A 17,878-nucleotide genomic window follows, 5' to 3' on the forward strand; every position below is an offset into this window, starting at 1 on the left:
AAGGATTGATTCTGTTCGACTTTAAGCTTTCTTCAACGCTACGAAGGCCCTTTCGTTATCACTGGTAGAAAGCACTATGGTTGCCGGGCAACCCGAAGAACAGGTAGTGCCATAGGCGTATTTTATATCTAAATCTTCCTGCGATACCTTATCGGTCACCAGTTTTAACGCGCCGATCTTATTTTCAAGATCAACTACGACCACGCTCTTTTCTTCCTGTGATTTGTAGCCAGCTTTTTTCAAGGCATCAGAGGCGCGCAGATTATCCGCAGTTAAGAGATGGATCTTGGCTTCTTTGCCGATGCCGTAACCCACAAAAGCCTCCAAGTTTATGCCGTGGTCAGCAACTATCTTGCACATATCCGCCAGAATACCCATCTTATTTGCCACGCTTACTACGATCTCCTTCTTCATATTCACTGCCCTAATCATGCCGGCCTCCTTTTTAAGTTTAAGATTTTTGGTCCTTGCTCCCTTCGTCAATAGCTATTCTTCTAATCTTACTTGTGCAGGGTCGATTCTATAATAGAAGTTGTTTTCCCAAAATCCCTGATAAATTTCTATCCAACCTCCAATTTTTAATAAGATCGGAGGATTTAATTTAGTCATTATGACTATGCTGGTCTGAAGATCAGCGACCGTTTCATTAACCCTGAATATCCAACGCGCCTTTAATGTCCCCCGGCCCGTAGACTGGATAGTGGCGACCTTCCAGACCCATGGCTGAGGCTCTATCGCGAATTTTGCCTTGGCTTCCGCGCTCAAAGGAACCCCGGCCACGGGCACAGAATAATTCATACCCAAGTCTAAACCAACGCTGCCGCTGATCCTCAACTTTTCTTCATAAGTAGTTTGAGGAAAGATGTCGGATATATTCAGGCGCGGATCTTTATCCTGCGACAATTCATAATGCAATTCCGCCTGTATGAATTTATAATTTGTAGACGGCCCCAGGTTAACACCGACATTAGCCTGATAAAAATTATAGCCGTTTTTCACAAAAGATTTGGCTTCCGGGGACAGTTCCTTTCCGCCGGCATTGGTAACATCAAGGACATTTATTAGGGGAGGATTCTTTAGCACAATAAGGTCTTCTATATTTTCAGGCGGTTTCTCGTAAGTAACGCCTCCAGCAGGGACTTCCATCCCCAATGTTTCTACTTCCCTTGCTTTTCCCCTTGGCATCAAAGATTCATCCAAAACAAGCCTCAATTTTTGTACTGCCATTCTACCCCCTTTCCTTTTAAACAAATAGGCACCCTCTATCTTCTAGAAGGTGCCTGTGATTGGCTGCTATTTTAACCCCATTTTTCGCTCCTGCTTATTGGAATTATTTTACACCTCTTAAAATCCTTGTCAACCCAAAAAAACCCCGGCCTCCCTGTAAACCAAAAATCCCAAGCTCTTGTGGAGCCTGGGATTAGAGGTAAACCGCAACTATTTATTTCTTACATTTCATGCAAAAATTATCATGCATGCACTTCACAAAGGATTTAGCAAAAACAAAGATGATTATCAACAACGCGATCTGTCCGAACAATCTCCAATCCATCATCTTTCACCTCCTTTTTATGCCTTTATTATACGCCAATCCGGGAAAGATACAAACAAAAAGAAGCTTGAAAGCTGAAGAATTTCAGCGAGCTTTAGAATCTAAAATGCACAAAAATCCTGCCAAAATTCTTGTCATCTTTCTCTATGCGGTGATAAAGCTTCTTAATCTCCGGTTGCTCCAGAAAACGCAATACGCTTTTCTTTAACTGGCCGCTTCCTTTGCCTGGAATGATCTCAACTTCGGTGATCCTTTTTCTTACTGCCTCTTCAATAACTCTCCTAAGCTCAGAATCAATCTGCTTTCCAACATTATAGATATCATGTAAATCCAACTTGATCTTACCCATTATTTTATAATCACCTTAAAAGAATTGAAACTTTTATCACTTTTAGACCCGCTAAAGGAAATCCGGACTAAAGACCAGGTATAAACCTGGCCGGCATTAAATAATTCCGGCTTAATTTTAATTAAAGACGCCTCGGACGGCAGCTCTTCTTTAAAAATCAGGTTCGCGGCAAACATATTATAACCTTTATAGAGCTTAAAGATATACCCTCTTGTTTGCGTAAAATCATTCCACCAACTAAACTCTAAAGCTTGGTTTAGGGATAAAATAACCGTGTCGTTAATGGGGTATCTTAGCCTTGGCGCAGGAGGGCTATTATTAAATCCGCTGTCTAAATTAACACTCAGCGGCCCAGCTAGACTAACCACAGCGGGCAGCAGAATTAACGCCAGTATGATTATTACAATCTTCCTCATGATCATATTTTACTCCCCAGCTATGTTATTTATGCCTAAAGATTAAGTTTATAATAATTGTAAGCAATAAGCTGATTATTAAAGAAGTTACTATTGGAAAGTAAAAATGGAATCTCTTTGTGTGGATTGCGATATCACCCGGAAGTTTTCCCAGGTAAGGGATCTTCCCTGCTAACATAAAAAGTAATCCTAGGAAAATCGTAACGGCACCGAAGAACACAAGCATCTTGCCGATACTCTCAAGAGAAAACATATAAGCCACCTCTTATTCTATTTTTTTTCATACACTATATTTAATTACAATTATATCCCTATAAACCAAAACAAGCACTTTAAATCTTTTATCCAGCGTAGTCCTTTTTGCTTCAGCAAAAAGAAATCCCAAGCCCTTTTCGAGCTTGGGATTCAAAGAATTATAACCTTCACCTTAATTCTTTAGTTAGAATTAATATCCCTGGTAGTATTCACTTGAAGGGCTATGACGGTAATGATTATGCCCTACCTGTCCCGTATAAGGATTCGAGTTTCCTTCATATGACCAATTATCTCTTACAGTACCATTGGAATTGGAACGTTCATAACTGTTTACAATGGTACCATTGTTTCTCATATATCCGTTTACTCTCTCAGCAAAACACAGCGGAACAGTAACCAATAACAATAGTAACACTAATAACAATTTCTTCATGGCCCCTCCTTTGTGTACGCTTATATCATCCTACTGCATCAGCTAGAAGTAAACCATTTTCTGGCTATTTTACACTATCCAGCTTAACTTGGGAATTAAGATTTGTAAAAATCATGACTAAATATTTTAATTGAAATTTCTAGTGTTACGGAAAAAACAGAAAATACAGTTAAGGAATTTATACAACTATTTTAAGGATTATCAGGAGACTGTCCAGATAAGGAAATAAAGAATCCTTTTGTTTCGCCATCTTTCATAACAATCGAACCTACTCCATAACCAATAACATACTGTTGCCCAAACATATCTCTATACCTAATGCTTTCAATTTCCGCTTCTAAATTAGGGATTCCTGAAATTTTAATTATACTTTGCTCATATTCTTCTTTTGCATCCATATTTGAGAATCTAACATCTACAACCTCTTCACAAATCTCATTGTTTCCCTCAACTTTTGAAAAACGCAATTTAAACTTCAAAGAAACCCCAATGGCAACGCCATGCGGATGCTCCTGTACGTTCTTCAAACTCAAGTTTAGATAATGAGGTTTGCCTTGTTCTGCTGTATCTGCTTTAGCATTCCATAATATAATCTCTCGCGGTCTCTTCTCATCTAAAATTTTAGGCCCAAGCACTTCTTCTCCTATCCACAAATTAAATTTTAACATTGGCGCAGTGTTCTTTCGATCAGATAAACGCATCTGATCTAAGGTATTTTGTGAAACCTTTATTGCCTCTTTAGTTAGGATTATGTTACAAAAAGTTAATAGAGCTACAGCCAGAGTTGAAAACGGTAAAAGCCAATTTAATAAAAATGCCTTTAATAGAACAGTTATTGTATCAATAGAAAACTTGGAAACAAAAAGAGACTGACGATTATCTGGCTGAACAATGAAAATAAAGAGAAGGAGGAGAAAAGAAACTAACGCTGTTAAAACATCAACTTGTAATTTAAATTGGATACCACGAGTATTTTTTTTAATTGTTTTCTTACTACATTCTCCGGCTGTCGCCATACCTACCCTCTTAATTGGGTGTTATGTACTGGCTTATATTTCGCAATCCATTCTTCCTCAAGTGACTTAGCATTTTGACCATCTGAAGTTTGATACCAATCAAAAAACGCCACATTAGGAATATCATTATTATTCCAATGCGACAGAAGCCTATCTTTCATAGAAACTTCTGACATGCCTATATAAATAAGTTGTTTTAAAGAATTACGCAGAACATATACTCCACAAGTAGGCATAGTAGTGTCTATGTTCAATTTGGTCCACTCTAAAATCCCAGATTTATTTATGAAACCCATTTCTTTTCTCCTTCTTAATATCGCATTATTTTAACATTTTTTAACTAAAATTCAATAGAATTTATTATGTTTAAATAACCAAAACCTAAGATAATACCCACTGTCGCTTTACGACAAATAAAATCTAAGATAGTTTACAGATGTTTTCGTGGCGCCTAATAACACAAGAAAATAACAATGGGACAAAACCCATAAACTCATAATTAAATTATAGAACACCGACCATGCTCTCAATCGCTCCTCACTACAATACAAAAAAAGACACTGATTTCTCAAAGCCTTCCTCGTACCAAAATGCCCCCTCCCCTTGTAAATGAAATTTAATAGTGTATACTTTAATTGGGAGGCGGGTAGAGTAGGAAAGAACAAGAGCAACCGCCCTTCCACACAAGAGCTGGGGCTGTGCAGTTGAACAGTGAACCCCGACTCTTGTTCTTTCCTATACAAAGATTAGGTGTATCCGAAAACAAAAAAGGCGTTGATTTCTCAACGCCTTCCTCGTAGCACAAATGCCCTTCCCCAACGATGAATAAAATATACACTACAAATAACAATATGTCAAGATAATTAGGGCGTAACTAACCTCCCTTTCTAGCTACGCCCATTTCAATACCCCCTCGGTGGGGCTCGAACCCACACTATCCTCATCGTTAGGGAGGAACACTATCCATTTGTGTTACGAGGGGGTACGAGCGAAGGTTAACCCTTCTGCTGCAATAGACGCGGTAAACCGGAAAATCTAACGGAAATTTTATAAGAAAACTCGCATGAGCACGACCTACTCTCACTATTTAGAAGGGGGCAAGCCCCCTCCTAACGCTGATGCGCAATTATTAACTAGGCGCTGTTCTCCCCCAAGCGCGGGGGAAAGTTTTCCCCCGCACCCCTTTGTGAGAGTAGGCCGGTGCTCGGGACAAATAAAAAAAGAGCCAACTAAATTAATAGCTGGCTCTTTTTTTATTTAAAGGAGCACCGACCTACTCTCACATAGCCTTACGACTACACTACCATCGGCTCTGAGGGGCTTAACGGCCGTATTCGGAATGGGAACGGGTGTTTCCCCCTCGATAAAGGCACTCCAAAGACTTTCAACAACTACACACAGATATAAGTGAGCAAAAACTACTCGTCCAAATAACCCAAGTGAAACAAAATAAAGGACAAGCCGATTGGCTGATTAGTACGTATTAGCTGAAACTCTCACGAGTCTTACACTTTACGCCTATCAAGGTCGTAGTCTACGACCAGCCTACAGAGCCTTGCGGCTCAGGGATATTTATTCTTGGGAGGGGCTTGGCACTTAGATGCTTTCAGCGCTTATCCCTTCCAGACATAGCTACCCGGCCTTTGCCCTTGGCAGGACAACCGGAAAACCATAGGTCTGTTTCTCTAGGTCCTCTCGTACTGAAGAGAACTTCCCTTCAAATATCCTAACGCCCACATCAGATAGAGACCGACAATACTGTTACACATTTTTCAATGAGGGTTAACATTTCTGCCAACCTCTGCATATCGCTATGCAGTTCGGACTATATCATCTTCTCCTTTCGGAGAGTCTGGCGTATAGTCTCTGAAGATTCCAAGTGACGAATTATATCTTCCAACTTTTGTTTACGATATTTACCGCTAAAATTCATTGAATAAGCGATTTTTAATATCGTAACCAAGCTACCTTTCTTTAAATGCCCGCCTTCTTTCATTAAACTAACAACTCGAGCGAACTTCTCAAAGTCTTTTTGTTTAATTGAAATGAGTGGTGATTTTTTAAAGAATGGTATGACTTTATCGCGAAGATCACTAATATTGCGCACCACATAAACTGAAGTTTGATCCTTTGGATTTCGATAATCATTAGGCTTGATATATCCGCAACCTAATTTATCCTTAATCACTTTAAGGACTTCAGTCCTGTTTTGGTGCTGCGAAACGTGGAACTCCGGAATTACCTGAATTCCTAATTTCACATTGCTGCTTTTCTGAATTGTTATCGAAAAACAGCCTTCTCCGTCAACAAAGCCTGAGATATATGATGCTATTTCACTTGGCCTTTCCTGCTGATTGTCTGCACTCATATATTTTCACTCCCGGCGATATAATATCATATAGAGACTAAATCGTCAAGTAGTAATATGAGATACTCAGATTTTCCAGCAATTAGCCAGATTTAAAGACAGCAACGGTCATGTTTACTGTCTCACGACGTTCTGAACCCAGCTCGCGTACCCTTTTAACCGGCGAACAGCCGGACCCTTGGGACCTTATACAGCCCCAGGATAGGATGAGCCGACATCGAGGTGCCAAACTGGACTGTCGATGTGAACTCTCGAGTCCAATAAGCCTGTTATCCCCAGAGTACCTATTATCCGTTGAGCGATGGCAATTCCACGTTCAACCACCGGATCACTAGCCCCTACTTTCGTATCTGCTCGTCCTGTCGGACTCGCAGTTAAGCTGGCTTATGCGCTTACGCTCCACGGGCGATTGCCGACCGCCCTGAGCCAACCTTGGGGCCCCTTCGTTACTTTTTAGAAGGGAACCGCCCCAGTCAAACTGCCCACCTGTCACTGTCCCTCCGCCGGATTCACGGCAAGGGGTTAGAATCTTAGAGCAATAAGGGTGGTATTTCAGATTGCGACTCTGCCCAAGCTAGCGCCTGGGCCTCAAAGTCTCCCACCTATGCTACACATATTGATCCAAAACCCAATAGCAGGTTGCAGTAAAGGTTCTGGGGTCTTTTCGTCTTGATGCGGGTAGACGGCATCTTCACCGCCACTACAATTTCGCCGAGCCTCACGTTGAGACAGCGATCAGGTTGTTACACCATTCGTGCGCGTGGGAACTTACCCCACAAGGAATTTCGCTACCTTAGGACCGTTATAGTTACGGCCGCCGTTTACTGGGGCTTCGGTTCAAAGCTTCACAAATCTTACGATCCGTTGACTAATCCCCTTAACCTTCCAGCACCGGGCAGGTGTCACACCCTATACTTCCTCTTTCGAGTTTGCAGAGTGATGTGTTTTTGCTAAACAGTCACCCGATCCACTTTATTGTAGCCTCGAAAAGGCCTTGCGACCTCCGAGGCACCCCTTATTGCTAACGTACGGGGCTAGTTTGCAGAGTTCCTTAACGTGAGTTATCTCGATCACCTTACCATATTCTGGAGTTCTACCTGTGTCGGATTCCGGTACGAGTAGTTATGCGACTTCCTCCTGTAATTTTCTCGGCAGCATGGCTTAAAAATACTTCCTCATCGGTTGCCCTCAGAGTCCCCTCCGCTTCTTCCGAAACAGAGAACGCAGACATCCAACACTGCGCAATCCTCAGCCTCCTGCGTCATACAAGAGGTGATAACGCCACATAACTAGTATCTGGATATTAACAGATTGTCCATCGCTTACGCCATACGGCCTCAGCTTAGGTTCGACTAACCCTGGGCGGATTAACCTTCCCCAGGAAACCTTAGAATTTCGGTGTGCCCGTTTCTCGCAGGCATTTTCGCTACTTATTCCGACATAATCCCTTGTCTAGTGTCCACTGCTCCTAACGGTACAGCTTCAACCAACTAGACAATGCTCCCCTACCACTAATCTTGCCCGAAGGCAAAACTAATCTGCAGCTTCGGTAATAGGCTTAAGCCCCGATCATCTTTGGCGCGAAATCACTCGACCAGTGAGCTGTTACGCACTCTTTAAATGATGGCTGCCTCTGAGCCAACATCCTGGTTGTTTTAGTGAATCCACATCCTTTACCACTTAGCCTATCCTTAGGGACCTTAGCTGACAGTCTGGGCTGATACCCTTTTGACAATGAAGCTTAGCCCCCATTGTCTTACTCCCGGAATAAAAATAGTAGTATTCGAAGTTTGGTTGGGCTCAGCAAGCTAGTATGCTCCCGTAGCCCATTCAGCACTCTACCCCTACTATTTAATTATCCGAGGCTATCCCTAGAAATATTTCGGGGAGAACCAGCAATTTCTGAGTTTGATTAGTCTTTCGCTCCGATCCACAGTTCATCCCACAGTTTTTCAACACTGACGGGTTCGCACCTCCACTCTCCTTTCGGAGAGCTTCGCGCTGACCATGGATAGATCACTCAGCTTCGGGTCTACTATATGGTACTTATGTTCGCCCGATTAGGACTCGCTTTCGCTACGCCTGCCCCCGGTGCTTTCACAGCGGGGTTAAGCTTGCACCACAAAGTAACTCGTCGGACCATTATGCAAAAGGTACGCGGTCAGGCATTCTACTCGCTTGCGCAAATAGCATAGCCCTCCCACAGCTTGTAAGTCTATGATTTTAGGTTCTATTTCACTCGCTTCACCAGCGTTCTTTTCAACTTTCCCTCACGGTACTTGTGCACTATCGGTTTAGGTGTAGTTTTTAGTCTTAGACCGTGGTCGGCCCAGATTCACACAGGATTTCCCGTGTCCCGTGTTACTTGGGATACCTCTAGGGTGCCTTTAGAATTTCGCTTACGAGGCTTTCACTCTCTTTGGCGTACCTTTCCAGGTACTTCTGCTATCCTAAGACAATCCCACATCGAGGTCCCGCAACCCCTTTTTTCCTTGCGGAAAAAAGGTTTAGACTGTTCCCTCTTCGCTCGCCACTACTAAGGGAATCTCTGTGATTTCTTTTCCTCAGGGTACTTAGATGTTTCAGTTCTCCTGGTATCGCTTCTTGCCCGTTATTTTATTCACAAGCAAGATACCGCAGTATAACCTGCGGTGGGTTGCCCCATTCGGAATCCCCCGGATCAAAGCCAGTTTGCGGCTCCCCGGGGAATATCGGTGCTTACCCCGTCCTTCATCGCCTCACCTAACCAAGTCATCCGTTCATAGACTCTTTGTAGCTTGACCAAAATCTTGATTCTCACTCGGTTATTTGAATTGTAGTTTTTACCACACAAGATCAAATTGACCTTGTATCTGTATGTCTGTTCCCGTCAATCTCATCAATCGCAGGAACAGTCGATCTAATGAAATAAATTTCAAAAGATCGAAGTTGTCAAAGAACATAAATTGACGAACGCATCGTCAAATAAATTTATGTCTGGTGGAGCTGAGGAGGATCGAACTCCTGACCCCCTGCTTGCAAAGCAGGTGCTCTCCCAGCTGAGCTACAGCCCCCCTCGAAAATGGTGGGCCCAAGAGGATTCGAACCTCTGACCCCAGTCTTATCAGGGCTGTGCTCTAACCAACTGAGCTATGGGCCCGAAATTAAGTGTATGCATTACTGCTGTGCAATGCCCTGATTCATTACACTTAACACAAAATATCAGAAGCCCTCTTAAGTTGGAGAGAACTCCTAAAATATAGATAATTGAATGCCAAGCCTTAGGATTATTAAATTAACCCCAAGTTTTTCTAATAATTCGTCGTTAAACAAAATTATTAGAAAGGAGGTGATCCAGCCGCACCTTCCGGTACGGCTACCTTGTTACGACTTAGCGCCAGTCACCGGTTTTACCCTAGGCCCCAATTGCTTGGAGACTTCAGGTACCACCAGCTCCCATCGCTTGACGGGCGGTGTGTACAAGGCCCGGGAACGTATTCACGGCGGCGTAGCTGATCCGCCATTACTAGCGATTCCGACTTCATGGAGTCGAGTTGCAGACTCCAATCTGAACTGAGCCGACTTTTTTGCGATTAGCTCCCCCTCGCGGGTTGGCAACGCTTTGTAGTCGGCATTGTAACACGTGTGTAGCCCAGGGCATAAAGGCCGTACTGACTTGACGTCATCTCCACCTTCCTCTCGGTTATCCCGAGCAGTCTCCTTAGAGTGCATCTCTAGGCCTTGCGGCTTTGAAATTAGCAACTAAGAATAATGGTTGCGCTCGTTGCGGGACTTAACCCAACATCTCACGACACGAGCTGACGACAGCCATGCAACACCTGTGCAGGCTCCTGACTTGACAGGTTGTCCCCCTTTCAGGTTCCTACTTCCTACATGTCAAGCCCTGGTGAGGTTCTTCGCGTAGCGTCGAATTGAACCACATGTTCCACCGCTTGTGCGGGCCCCCGTCAATTCCTTTGAGTTTTAACCTTGCGGTCGTAGTCCCCAGGTGGAGCACTTAACGTGTTAACTTACGGCGCTAAGGGTAAACCCCCAACACCTAGTGCTCATAGTTTACGGCTAGGACTACCAGGGTATCTAATCCTGTTTGCTCCCCTAGCTTTCGCAATTCAGCGTCAGTACTGGACCAGAAAGCCGCCTTCGCCACTGGTGTTCCTCTCGATATCTACAGATTTCACTCTTACACCGAGAATTCCGCTTTCCTCTCCCAGTCTCAATCTTGACAGTTTTAAAAGCAGTTCTGCAGTTGAGCTGCAGGATTTCACTCCTAACTTGTCAAGACGCCTACTTGCCCTTTACACCCAATAAATCCGAGTAACGCTCGCCACCTCTGTATTACCGCGGCTGCTGGCACAGAGTTGGCCGTGGCTTCTTCTCTAGGTACCGTCAGTCTGTTCCGTTAAGAACAGGTTTTCTTCCCTATCGAAAGAGGTTTACAATCCGAAGACCTTCATCCCTCACGCGGCGTCACATAGTCAGACTTTCGTCCATTGCTAAATATCCTCGACTGCAGCCTCCCGTAGGAGTTGGGGCAGTGTCTCAGTCCCCATGTGGCTGACCACCCTCTCAGGCCAGCTACCCGTCAAACGCCTTGGTAGGCCATTACCCCACCAACTAGCTGATAGGACGCGAGCTCATCTCTAAACAAAAACCCTTACGGGCCTCCTTTACTTACAGCTGCTTATGCAGCCGTAAACACATCGGGTATTACCCTCGCTTTCGCAAGGCTATCCCCGACTTAGAGGTAAATTACTCACGTGTTACTCACCAGTCTGCCGCTATATCCTCTTTCCATCAACAGATCGGCCTTACGGCTTCACCATATCAAGAAAAAAGTATCGCTCGACTTGCATGCCTAATCTACGCCGCCAGCGTTCACTCTGAGCCAGGATCAAACTCTCCGAAAAAATCTTTTGGAAAAATTTGTATGAAGGCTCTAGTGATTTATTTAATTTCAAACCTCATGAAATTGACCCGTATAAAAATATTCCTATTCTTATACTGGCCTCGCTTGGCAATTCAATTATCAAAAGAGCAGACAAAAAAACGTCCCGACAAAAATTGTCGGGACGCAAATTCTATTCTCTACTGGCGCCCTTATTGTCGATGCGGATTAACTGCTAGAAATTGTCAACTGCGTTTTAATTATTTTCACAATAATTTAACCCCTTTTCAGGGGGAACACTAAGTTTAATACAAAAATACTTTTTGTCAAGTATTTTTTTAAATTATTTTAAGCTTTAATTAAACGCCTAAGTTGTTAATTTTCCAGAGGATTTGGCTTTATCCTGCTACTATCGCGACATAAGCTGAGATATCTTGAAGATGGGCAGGAACAAAGCGATAACGATGCCACCAATAACCACGCCTAAAAAGGCGATAACCATCGGCTCGATCATACTAGTTAAGGCGGCTGCCGCGCTATCTACCTGATCATCATAGAAATCAGCAATTTTAGAAAGCATTTTTTCCAGCTGGCCGGTTTGCTCGCCGACATTAATCATCCGCGTAACCATGGGCGGAAAAACCCCGCTTTTAGCCAAGGGCTTGGATATCGGTTCTCCGTTGCGGACACTTTTAGAGCAATTGAGTACCGCTTCCTCAACCACCTTATTGCCGGAGGTCTTGCTGACAATATCCAAAGCGCTCAAAACAGTAACTCCGCTTTTAACTAAAGTAGAAAATGTGCGGGAAAATTTGGCTACGGCCAGTTTACGCAAAAGCGGACCAAAAACCGGCAACTTCAATAACTGCTGGTCGAAACGGTATCTGCCCCTCTCTGTCTTTATGTAACTCCTGAACAAATATATCGCAATTCCCAGGATCAATACGGTGTACAAGAAATATTTTCTTAGGAGGTCGCTGAGAAAAATTAAAACCTGCGTGGGCATCGGCAGCGTACCGCCGAGTGATTCAAATATCCCCTTAAACGTAGGGACTACTTTTAGCAAAAGCAAGGCCGTAATAATAAAAGCCATACTCACCACTACCGCCGGATAAACCAGGCTGGAAGTTATTTTACGGTTAAGCGCCGCCTGTTTTTCCATAAACGTAGCCAAGCGATCCAGGATTTCATTCAACATACCCGAAGCCTCTCCGGCTTTGGCCATATTCACAAACAAATCGGAAAAGACCTCCGGATGCCTGGCCATGGCGTCAGAGAAACTTATCCCCGCTTCAATGTCGCTGCGCACAGTACCGATAATTCCCCTTAAATTTTCATTCTCGATCTGTTCCGCTAAAATCCCCAAGGCATTGACCAAAGGAATGCCGGCGCCGATCATTGTCGCCAGCTGGCGGGAAAAAATAACCAGGTCATCAAGCTTAACTTTTTTATCGCCTCTTTTTGGCCTGGCGGCAGCAGCTTTGGCAATTTCTATAGAAACCACTACCAGCTCTTTCTTATGTAAAATGTCGGCAACCTCTGACTCCGAAGCTGCCTGGACTATGCCGGTTATGGTCTGGCCTTTTATGTCTTTTGCGCTATATTGGTATGAGTTCATAGATTATCCACTATTTTTAAAAACGCATCTACGATCTTAGGGTCAAATTGCGTGCCGCTGTTACGTTTGATCTCCAGAATCGCTTCCTCTTTAACTAAAGGAATCTTTCTGTAAGAACGCGCCGAACGCATTGCCTCATAAGCATCGGCGACATGAATGATACGCGCCCCAAGAAGGATGTCATTGCCTTTTCTTCCTTCCGGATAGCCTGAACCGTCATAATGCTCATGGTGCTGCCTGATTAAGTCTACCACTCCGTTTAAAAAAGTCAACGGTTCGAGGATCTGGGCTCCGATAGTCGGATGTTTACGGATTTGCTCCCATTCCAGGGGTGTAAGAGCGGAAGTTTTGAGCAATATGCTATCTTCAATTCCAATCTTGCCCAAATCGTGTAATTCGCAAGCCTGACGCAATAATTCAATTTCTTTTGACGGAAGCTTCATGTAATTTGCAATCGCTATGGCAATCCACGCCACATCCTCGGAATGGCTGTGCGTATAATGGTCGCGGGCATCGATTGCCTGGGCTAAAACCTTGATCGTGCGCATATAGGTGGTGCGCAAATCTTCATAAAGCCGGCTCAAGTTGGTAGTCGCGTCTTCAATCCTTCTGGCTAAAAGCATATTTTGCTTTTCCAAAGACTGGTTGGATTCTTTCAACCCTTGAGAAAATTTACGGTTAGCCAGAAGCAAGGCATGCAGCTTAACCCCTTTTTCAATAATAAATTTTAACCTTTCTATGTTTACCGGCCGGCTTAAACAATCATAAATTCCCAAATCCATAAGGTTGCCTACGTTTTCCTCCTGTCCTGTTTCAAACAAAATGACCATTACGCAATCAGGATCGATTTTTTTAAGCTCCGAGATCAGCAGGGCCGTATTTGTATCTGTTCCATACTTTATAAAAACTAAATCATAGCTGCCCTGTTTTAAACTTAATATACCTGCCTGGGCAGTAGGTTCTACAAAAACAGAGCTGACTCCCGAATCCAGCAACTGTTCTTTGATATACACGGAATAAGAGTTGTCATCACAAATCAGGAGTATTTTCCCAGCGGTTTCCATAATCATTCCTCGGTAGTAATCCTCAGCGCTTCATCCAGGGTAGTCAACTCTTCTTTAACTTTTAAAAAAGCATCATCGCGTAATGTTTTCATTCCCAGTTTCTTAATCGCATAATCCCTGATTTCATCAATTGATTTTTTGCGGATAACCATCTCTCTGATGGCATCATCAATCAAAACCGTCTCCAATACCGCTACCCTGCCGTAGAAGCCGGTGTTGTTGCAATATTTACAACCCTTGGCGGAAAAGAAATTGGCTTTTCCGCTAAATCCTATTTTTTTCAGAAAATCATCGGAAACCTCTATCGGAGCCCGGCATTTAAGGCAAATCTTGCGCGCCAGGCGCTGGGCGCAAAGCATAATGACACTGGAGGCGACCAAAAACGGCTCAACCCCCATATCGATAAGCCGGGTAATACTGGAAATCGCGTCATTAGTATGCAAAGTGGAAAGCACAAGCTGGCCGGTTAAAGCGGCTTTAATGGCGATATCGGCGGTTTCGGCGTCCCGGATTTCCCCAATCATAATTACATCCGGGCTCTGCCGTAAAATAGAACGCAATCCCGAAGCAAAATCCAAACCAATATCCGGTTTAACCTGCATTTGCGTAATCCCTTCGACCAGATATTCTACCGGATCTTCAATAGTAATGATATTTCTGTCCAGAGTGTTCAATTGATTTAAAACAGAATAAAGCGTGGTAGATTTACCTGAGCCGGTAGGCCCGGTAACCAGGATCATGCCGAACGGCTTGGCCACTGCCGCCTTAAAATTAGAGGCGGGCTGTTCGGAAAAACCCAATTTATCCAAGCCCACGGAAAGATTGCTTTTATCCAAAGCGCGCAAAACAAATTTTTGGCCAAAGGTCGTCGGAAGGCTGGATACCCTAAAATCAATCTCCCGGTCCTCTGTTTTTACTTTAAACCTGCCATCCTGAGGAATACGATTCTCAGTAATATCCAGATTAGAAATTATTTTAAGCCTGGCTAAGATTGCGTTTTGATTTATTTTGGGGACCCTTAGGATATCATGGAGAGAACCGTCTATTCTATACCTGATCCGCAAACAGTCAACTTCAGGTTCAACATGTATATCTGAAGCCCTTCTCTTTAAGGCTTGGGCTAATATAATATTAACTAATTGCACAATCGGGGCCTTCTCGCTATCCTGAAGAGTATTGGATAACTCAATCGCATCGGTTTTAAGCAACTCCAGATTCTTATCAGAATCTATGGCCCGGACTGAAGTTGTTTCATCAAGGATATTCTGCATATCCCTGATTTCCTTGTGATACTGGCTGTCAATAACGCGGGTAATCTCATCTTCGGGGCTCAAAACAATATCAATATTGCATCCAGTAAAGTTACCTAAATCATCCAGCGCAAAAATGTTCAACGGATCAGACATGGCCACGGTAAGGGTGTTGCCGATCCTGGATAGCGGGACAGTATTGTAGAGTTTGGCCATCTGTTCCGGAATGAGATTGATTATTTTTGGATCAAACCTGAACTTAGCCAAACGCAGGCTGGGTATATAAAGCTGCTCTGAAAACAGGGAAAGTAAAATCTCCTCCGTAATAATCCCTTCATCAACCAGGATCCTCCTTAAAGGCACCCCCTTCTCCTTCTGTAGAATCAAAGCATGGTCCAGCTGCTCTTTAGTTATATGTTTGCTTTTTAAGAGTATCTCGATTATATTTTCTTTTAATGAATGCATTTAATGAACGCTTCCTTTATTCATCCGGCGCTGTTACCCGCAAAACTTCTTCAATGGTAGTTTCTCCCTTTAAGGCAGCCGCAAGCCCGTCTTCCCGCAAGGTCTTCATCCCTTCAAGGCGCGCCTGCTGCTTAATAAACTGCTCCTGCGAACCGCTAAGGATTAGCTCCCGGATCTTCGGGCTAAGCTGCAGGACTTCGGCAATTACGGTCCTTCCTGAATATCCGGTATTAAAACAACGCTCGCAGCCCTTGCCTTTATAAAACTGTAATTTACCCATCTTTGCCGTATCCAACTTTAAACTAGCGGCAACCTCATTTTTAAGAACATGCATTTCCTTGCAATATGAACATACTTTACGTACCAGCCGTTGCGCCATGACGCAAACCAAAGAAGAATTAATTAAATACGGCTCTACGCCCATATTTACTAAACGCACTACCGCACCGGCGGCTGTAGTGGTATGCAAGGTAGAAAGGACAAGGTGGCCGGTAAGGGCGCTTTTAATCGCGATATCAACAGTTTCATAATCACGGATTTCACCGATCATAATTATATTCGGGTCCTGACGCAGGATAGAACGCAGAGCCGCAGCAAAACTAAGGCCGATTTCCGGCCGGGCAGTTACCTGATTTATGCCGTCCAGCTGAAACTCCACTGGATCTTCCACGGTAACAATATTTTTATCCGGGCTATCCACTGATTTTAATATCGCGTAAAGCGTAGTGGTTTTACCGCTTCCTGTCGGGCCGCAGACCAGGATCATGCCATGCGGAAGCAAGGACATCTTTCTTAGGACTTCCAGGGCATAATCGCTAAAACCTAATTTTTTCATATCCAGATTGGCCTGTGACTTATCCAATATGCGCAAAGCGACCTTCTCGCCATAAGTAGACGGTAAAATAGAAACGCGAAAATCGATGTGCCGGTTAAGTATCCTTATTTTAAAACGCCCATCCTGAGGAACACGGTGTTCGGCAATATCCAGCTCCGACATAACCTTGACCCGCGATACTATGGAAGCATGCATAGTTTTTGGCGGGGTCTTCTGCTCCTGCAGGATACCGTCAATACGGAAACGTATGCGTAATTTTTTATCAAATGGTTCAATCAAAATATCGGAAGCTTTCTTTTTTATCGACTCCTCTAAAATCATATTTACGACTTTGATCACCGGGGCTTCACGGCTAATGCGGCTTAGCTCCTGATCGCTCGGAGATACTTCCTTCTCCTCTTTTACCAGCTCAATGGAAGAATCAGTCATTTCTTTAACCAAATCGTCAATGATTCCCTTGCTGGTATCAGGATAAGACAACTCAATTGCCTGGTTTATATCCTGGACCGAAGAAATTATGGGATTTATTTTAAAACCGGTGAGCGACTGGACATGATCGATGGCAAATATGTTTAACGGGTCAGCCATAGCCAAAGTGATAGTATCCCCCATTTTGGATATAGGGATAATCTGGTAATGGCGGGCAATATCAACGGAGATTATTTTTACGATTTCAAGATCGATTTTAAAACGTTTCAGATCGATCAGAGGCAGGCCCAAGCCTTCGCTTAGGATGGTAATCAACTCGCTTTCCTTGACAAACTTAAGCTCGACGATAATATCGCTAAGTTTGCCGCCTTTAGTGGTTTGTACCTTAAGCGCCTGCTCAAGTTGATTAGTAGTAATGAGTTTGTTGTTAATTAATATTTCGGTGAGCCGATCTTTGAGAGAAAGCATTATTCTTTATCTTTGCTGTAATATTTCTCAATCGCTCTTTTAATATCCGAAGAGGTGGAAACAAAAGTCTGCACACTGCATCCGCTAAGCAATTCCACGTCCTCAATCGCCTGAACATTCAAAGGATTAGACATGGCCAAAGTAAGATTATTGCCGATTTTATCTATCGGCACAAGCAGATACTGCCGGGCAACCCTGCCGGGGATAATGCTGGTAATATCTGCATTCACATCGTAGCTGCCCAAAGGTAAATAAGGAAAACCGTATTGGGCGGTCAATGACTGGGCAATATCATCTTCCTTGACAAATCCCAGTTCAACCAGGATCTCTCCGATTAAACCGCCTTTATCCCTTTGGACGCCCAAAGCCTGATCAAGTTGGGATTGATTAATAATCCCGCGGTCAAGCAGCAGTTCGCCTAATTGTTTATTATTGATCCTTCTGATCACTTTCAAACACTCCTTGTCCACAAGGA

Annotated in this window: 13 protein-coding genes, 3 tRNA genes and 3 rRNA genes; all 19 read right to left on the minus strand. The window is 43.6% G+C overall.

Annotation, left to right across the window (positions count from 1 at the left end; translation table 11 throughout):
* Positions 1-21 precede the first annotated feature (21 nt).
* The 19 genes from PHG87_02655 to PHG87_02745 all read right to left on the minus strand — a co-directional run bounded on the left by PHG87_02655 (position 22) and on the right by PHG87_02745 (position 17,852).
* Positions 22-432 (minus strand): ACT domain-containing protein, encoded by a 411-nt coding sequence (locus PHG87_02655; GenBank protein MDD5477097.1) that lies wholly within the window; start codon positions 430-432, stop codon positions 22-24.
* Between the two features lie 54 nt (positions 433-486).
* Positions 487-1,227, minus strand: a complete 741-nt coding sequence (locus PHG87_02660) for a hypothetical protein (protein ID MDD5477098.1) — start codon at positions 1,225-1,227, stop codon at positions 487-489.
* Positions 1,228-1,646: 419 nt separating this feature from the next.
* Positions 1,647-1,901: a Smr/MutS family protein gene (locus PHG87_02665; GenBank protein ID MDD5477099.1), complete on the minus strand. Its 255-nt coding sequence runs from the start codon at positions 1,899-1,901 to the stop codon at positions 1,647-1,649.
* Positions 1,901-2,317 (minus strand): hypothetical protein, encoded by a 417-nt coding sequence (locus tag PHG87_02670; protein ID MDD5477100.1) that lies wholly within the window; start codon positions 2,315-2,317, stop codon positions 1,901-1,903. The genes PHG87_02665 and PHG87_02670 overlap by 1 nt, the downstream gene beginning before the upstream one ends.
* Before the next feature lie 25 nt (positions 2,318-2,342).
* A complete protein-coding gene (locus PHG87_02675; GenBank protein ID MDD5477101.1) occupies positions 2,343-2,570 on the minus strand; it encodes a DUF2905 domain-containing protein in 228 nt (75 codons plus the stop codon).
* Between the two features lie 192 nt (positions 2,571-2,762).
* Entirely contained in the window at positions 2,763-3,005 is a 243-nt protein-coding gene (locus tag PHG87_02680; GenBank protein MDD5477102.1) for a hypothetical protein, read from the minus strand.
* A gap of 191 nt (positions 3,006-3,196) precedes the next feature.
* Complete coding sequence (locus PHG87_02685) at positions 3,197-4,021, minus strand: hypothetical protein (GenBank protein ID MDD5477103.1); 825 nt, start codon at positions 4,019-4,021, stop codon at positions 3,197-3,199.
* A 2-nt stretch (positions 4,022-4,023) separates the two neighbouring features.
* The gene (locus tag PHG87_02690; GenBank protein ID MDD5477104.1) at positions 4,024-4,317 is read right to left on the minus strand and encodes a GIY-YIG nuclease family protein; all 294 of its coding nucleotides are present in this window, start codon (positions 4,315-4,317) and stop codon (positions 4,024-4,026) included.
* Positions 4,318-4,929: 612 nt separating this feature from the next.
* Positions 4,930-5,003: transfer RNA gene (locus PHG87_02695), tRNA-Val, on the minus strand.
* Between the two features lie 278 nt (positions 5,004-5,281).
* A 5S ribosomal RNA gene (rrf, locus tag PHG87_02700) occupies positions 5,282-5,398 on the minus strand.
* Between the two features lie 75 nt (positions 5,399-5,473).
* Positions 5,474-9,172, minus strand: a 23S ribosomal RNA gene (locus tag PHG87_02705).
* Between the two features lie 194 nt (positions 9,173-9,366).
* Positions 9,367-9,442 (minus strand) — tRNA-Ala (locus PHG87_02710).
* Positions 9,443-9,451: 9 nt separating this feature from the next.
* Positions 9,452-9,528 (minus strand) — tRNA-Ile (locus PHG87_02715).
* Between the two features lie 182 nt (positions 9,529-9,710).
* Positions 9,711-11,296 (minus strand): 16S ribosomal RNA (locus PHG87_02720).
* The 16S, 23S and 5S rRNA genes sit together here with 3 tRNA genes alongside, the layout of an rRNA operon.
* A gap of 387 nt (positions 11,297-11,683) precedes the next feature.
* A complete protein-coding gene (locus tag PHG87_02725; GenBank protein ID MDD5477105.1) occupies positions 11,684-12,892 on the minus strand; it encodes a type II secretion system F family protein in 1,209 nt (402 codons plus the stop codon).
* Positions 12,889-13,956 (minus strand): HD domain-containing protein, encoded by a 1,068-nt coding sequence (locus tag PHG87_02730; protein MDD5477106.1) that lies wholly within the window; start codon positions 13,954-13,956, stop codon positions 12,889-12,891. Before PHG87_02730 ends, PHG87_02725 begins: the two co-directional genes overlap by 4 nt.
* A gap of 2 nt (positions 13,957-13,958) precedes the next feature.
* Positions 13,959-15,671: a GspE/PulE family protein gene (locus PHG87_02735; GenBank protein MDD5477107.1), complete on the minus strand. Its 1,713-nt coding sequence runs from the start codon at positions 15,669-15,671 to the stop codon at positions 13,959-13,961.
* A 16-nt stretch (positions 15,672-15,687) separates the two neighbouring features.
* Positions 15,688-17,403, minus strand: coding sequence for an ATPase, T2SS/T4P/T4SS family (locus tag PHG87_02740; GenBank protein ID MDD5477108.1), 1,716 nt, complete (start codon positions 17,401-17,403; stop codon positions 15,688-15,690).
* Positions 17,403-17,852, minus strand: coding sequence for a hypothetical protein (locus tag PHG87_02745; protein MDD5477109.1), 450 nt, complete (start codon positions 17,850-17,852; stop codon positions 17,403-17,405). The genes PHG87_02740 and PHG87_02745 overlap by 1 nt, the downstream gene beginning before the upstream one ends.
* Positions 17,853-17,878: the final 26 nt, after the last annotated feature.

Source organism: Candidatus Omnitrophota bacterium, assembly GCA_028716245.1.
Taxonomy (GTDB): Bacteria; Omnitrophota; Gorgyraeia; order Gygaellales; family Profunditerraquicolaceae; genus UBA6249.